This window comes from Gilliamella sp. X-57, assembly GCF_057063565.1.
The window spans coordinates 1-1213 of sequence record NZ_JBXSQI010000058.1; the positions used below are offsets into that span (position 1 = coordinate 1).

Genomic DNA, 1213 nt, shown 5'->3' on the forward strand with positions numbered 1-1213 from the left:
AGGGTTTAACGTAAACTGGAATTATTAACATCTAGCATCAAGAATATAGAGTAGTTAAAGCTATCGAGACACTAGAATAATTAAGGTAATGAAAATAAGGACAAAACGATGAACAGGCATTTATATCGCGTGATTTTTAACAAAAAACGTGGCATGCAGATGGTGGTTGCGGATATTGCTAAAACTCCGATAGGTAGTGAACAGACGTCATCGACAGAAAAACAATCGTCACTAAAATCGCTTTTTGTTACCTTAAGGCCGATAACCTTTTTAATCTCTATTTCATTAGGCTTTGTGAGTATTAGCTCGCCGGTTTATGGCAGTAATATTGTTGCGGATAAACACGCACACAAACATCAGCAACCGTTGGTGACTTCGGCAGCAAATGGTGTCACACAGGTCAATATTCAAACGCCAAATAGAAAAGGGGTATCACATAATAAATACCAGCAATTTGATGTTTCGAAGCAAGGGGTGATTTTAAATAACAGCAGCAAAATTAGCCAAACGCAAATTGGGGGTTATGTACAAGGTAATGAGTTATTAAATGCGTCGGGCAGTGCAAAAATCATATTAAACGAAGTGAATTCACGCAATCCAAGCCAATTAAATGGGGTGGTTGAAGTTGCGGGGCAAAAAGCTCAGGTTGTTATTGCTAACCCATCGGGTATTACGTGTAATGGTTGTGGATTTATCAATGCGAGTCGGGGGACGCTTACGACGGGTAAACCGATAATAGAAAATGGTGATTTGACGGGTTATCAGGTTGAGCAAGGGCATATAGCGGTCACAGGGAAAGGGCTGGATAGTTCAGGGCAACGTTACACGGATTTAATTGCGCGGACGGTATCGATTAACTCATCGGTATGGGCGAAGGACTTAAACGTCGTGACGGGTCGTAATAAAGTGAGCCGAGATGGGCAACATATCACGGCATTGTCAGGGCAGACCGACGACAAACCCGAAGTGTCGATAGATGTTTCTGCACTTGGTGGCATGTATGCGGGCAAAATCAACTTGGTGGGCACAGAAAAAGGGGTTGGCGTACATAATGCGGGCGAGTTAGGCGCTAGCGCGGGCAGTATTACTTTGACGGCGGATGGAAAAATTGTCAATACGGGGGCGATGCAGGCTCAGCAAGATATTCGCTTAAGCAGTCAACAGGACATTCGCAATAGCAAGCAAATTTACAGTCAACAAAATATCCACTTAA

Annotated in this window: 1 protein-coding gene; it reads left to right on the forward strand. The window is 43.0% G+C overall.

Translation table 11 applies throughout. The features are described 5' to 3' along the window. Positions 1–108: 108 nt before the first annotated feature. The coding region (locus ACYIAL_RS12745; protein WP_483751902.1) for a two-partner secretion domain-containing protein at positions 109–1213 on the forward strand (1105 nt) is incomplete at its 3' end.